We start from the raw sequence: 2734 nt of genomic DNA, 5'->3' as shown, positions 1-2734 counted from the left end.
CGGTGTTCGGGTCGGTCGCCGCCGGGTTCACGGTCGGGCTCGTGTCGGCGCTCGGCTACTACTACGTCCCGTCGCTGTCGCAGACGCTGGTGTTCATCCTGATGGCCGCCGTGCTGCTGTGGCGCCCCGCGGGCCTGTTCGGACGCGAGGAGGCGACGCTGTGACCCGCTCCGCCGTGCCGCCCGCGATGACCGTCGAGGAGGCGCAGTGATCCTCTCCAAACTGGCCGGACGGCCGTTCCTGCTGGCCATCGGACTGCTGGTGGCACTGATCCTGCCGTGGTTCGTGTACCCGCCGGTCGCGATGGACATCCTGTGCTGGGCGCTGTTCGCGGCCGCCGTCGACCTGCTGCTCGGCTTCACCGGGCTGCTGTCGTTCGGGCACGCCGCCTTCTGGGGCGGCTCCGCCTACGTCACTGGATTGATCGCGCTGCACTCCGGCCTGCCGTTCCCCGTCGCCGTGCTGGGCGGGGCGCTGTTCGCGGCCGTCCTCGCCGTGCCGATCGGTTTCCTGTCCGTCCGGCTGCGCGGCATCTACTTCGCCATGGTCACGCTGGCCTTCGCCCAGATGGTCTACTTCATCGCCAACCAGTGGCGGGACGTGACCGGCGGCGAGAACGGCCTGCAGGGGATTCCCAAGGAGTTGTTCGGGCTGGACTTGTCCGACCCGTTCTTCTTCTACTACGCGGGGCTCCCGTTCATCCTGGCCGGGCTGTTGGTCGCGTGGCGGATCGTCCGTTCCCCGTTCGGACGAGTGCTGATGTCCATCCGCGACAACCCCGCCAGGGCGCGCGCACTCGGATACAGCATCGACCGGTACAAGCTGCTCGCCTTCGTCCTGTCGGCCGCCCTGTCCGGCCTGGCCGGCGGTGTGTTCACCATCGGGCACGGCTTCGCGTCCCTGCAGGGCGTCTACTGGACGACGTCCGGGCAGGCCGTGATGATGGTCGTCCTCGGCGGGATCGGCACGCTTTGGGGAGGCACAATCGGCGCGGCGCTGGTCGTCCAGCTGCACGACTACCTGGCCACGGCCGGCTTCGAGGAGACCGGCATCATCACCGGCACCATCTTCATCCTCGTCGTCCTGCTGTTCCGCCGGGGCGTGTGGGGGACGGCCCGCGACCTGATCGCGGCCCGCCAGGCCCGCGGCCGCCCCGCCCCCGAGCCCGACCAGCCCAAGATCGGCGCCACCGTCTAGCGCCCCCTTTCGTTGACTTGCGGCGTGTTGTTGTTATGGCGGACCGGATAACAACAACACGCCGCAAGTCAACGGATCGAGCGCGTCAGCGGGAGAGGCGATGGAGGCGGAGGGCTAGTTGGAGTTCCAGCGCGCGTTCCGGGGTGTGCCAGTCCTCGCCCAGCAGGCGGCCGATGCGTTCCAGGCGCTGGCTGACGGTGTTGACGTGGATGTGCAGGAGCGCGGCCGTCCTGGACAGGCTCCCGCCGGTCCCGAAGTACGCCTCCAGCGTCTGGACGAGCGCGGTGCCGCGCCGCTCGTCGTAGTCGAGGACGGGGCCGATGGCCCCGGTGAGGAAGCCGCTGACGTCCCGGTCGTCGCCGAGGAGCAGGCCGACGAAGCCGAGTTCGGTGGCGTCCGCGCCGTCGCCGAGCCGGCCGAGGGACTGCAGGGCGTTGGCGCAGCGCTGCGCCTCCCGGTGGGCGGCCGCGACCTCGGCCGGACCGCGCACCGGGCCCGCCGCGCCGATCGTGGCGGGCCCGCCGAGGGAGGCGCCCAGCTCCTTGGCGATCCGGCGGGCCGTCTCGCCCGGGCGGTCGCCCGGCACCAGCAGGACGACCTCCTCCGCGCGTGAGGCGGCCAGGCCGCGCTCCACCGCCGCGTAGGACGACGCCCAGAACGCGGCCCGCTGCCGGAACTCCTGCGCCCCGTACCTCGCGCACAGCACCACGTGCGGGGCGCTCAGGTCGACGTTCACCCGGCGGGCGCGGGCCGTCAGCGACTCGGCCCCGACCTGGCGGCCGGAGAGCAGGTCGTCGAGCAGTTCGCCGCGCACCCGCCCCTCCGCCTCGGTGACGCTCCGCTGGAACAGCAGCAGCAGCGCGGTGACGAGCGCGGCCCGCTCCAGGATCCGCTGGTCGGCGTCCGACACCTCGTCCGCCGTCCGCAGCACCAGCGTCCCGAGCATCTCCTCGCCCGCGGACACGGAGGCGATCCACAGATCGCCGCGTCGTACGGTCCGGCCCTGCGCGCGCGCAGAGTGCGCCGAGGCCGAGACCCCGACGAGCTCATCGTCGTCGAGGGGAGCCGACACGGTGCCCGTCGTCGCGAGCTGGCGGCTGTCGGCGTCCAGGACGTGCAGCGTCCCGCCCAGCAGCTCGGTCACGATCGCGGCGACGTCTTCCACACCACCACCGCGGACCACCACGGCCGTCATCCGGTCGTGCGCGCGCGCCGCCCTCTCTACGGCCGCGCTCCTCGCCTTGACCACCTCGTTGGCCGTGCTCAGCTCTTCCAGGGCGGTGCGGGTCTCCTGCAAGAGGCGGGCGTTGTCGATCGCCACCGCCGCGTGCGCGGCGAGCGACCCGAGCAGCGCCACCTCCTCGGGATCGAACGGGCGCTCGCTGCGGTTCGCCGCGGTCAGCACGCCGATCACCCGGCTGCCCAGCCGCATCGGGACGCCCAGGATCGCGACGAGGCCCTCCTCGGCGACCGCGTCGTCGATGAAACCGCGGTGCTGGAACTGCTCGTCCCCGAGGTAGTGCGAGCTGGTGTAGGG

The 2734-nt window shown here is 72.1% G+C and carries 2 protein-coding genes; one reads left to right on the top strand and one right to left on the bottom strand.

Annotated features, from left to right (window positions below; translation table 11 throughout):
- Nucleotides 1-207 precede the first annotated feature (207 nt).
- The gene (locus tag IEZ03_RS02930; protein ID WP_221480621.1) at nucleotides 208-1197 is read left to right on the top strand and encodes a branched-chain amino acid ABC transporter permease; all 990 of its coding nucleotides are present in this window, start codon (nucleotides 208-210) and stop codon (nucleotides 1195-1197) included.
- Nucleotides 1198-1282: 85 nt separating this feature from the next.
- Here the strand turns inward: IEZ03_RS02930 and IEZ03_RS02925 are convergent.
- Nucleotides 1283-2734: helix-turn-helix domain-containing protein (locus IEZ03_RS02925; protein ID WP_229807958.1), on the bottom strand; the 1452-nt coding region annotated here is incomplete at its 5' end.

The sequence above is a fragment of the Actinomadura livida genome (assembly GCF_014648675.1).
Taxonomy (GTDB): domain Bacteria; phylum Actinomycetota; class Actinomycetes; order Streptosporangiales; family Streptosporangiaceae; genus Spirillospora; species Spirillospora livida.
The sequence above is the reverse complement of the archived record's forward strand: the minus strand, read 5'-3'. Positions and strand labels throughout refer to the sequence as shown.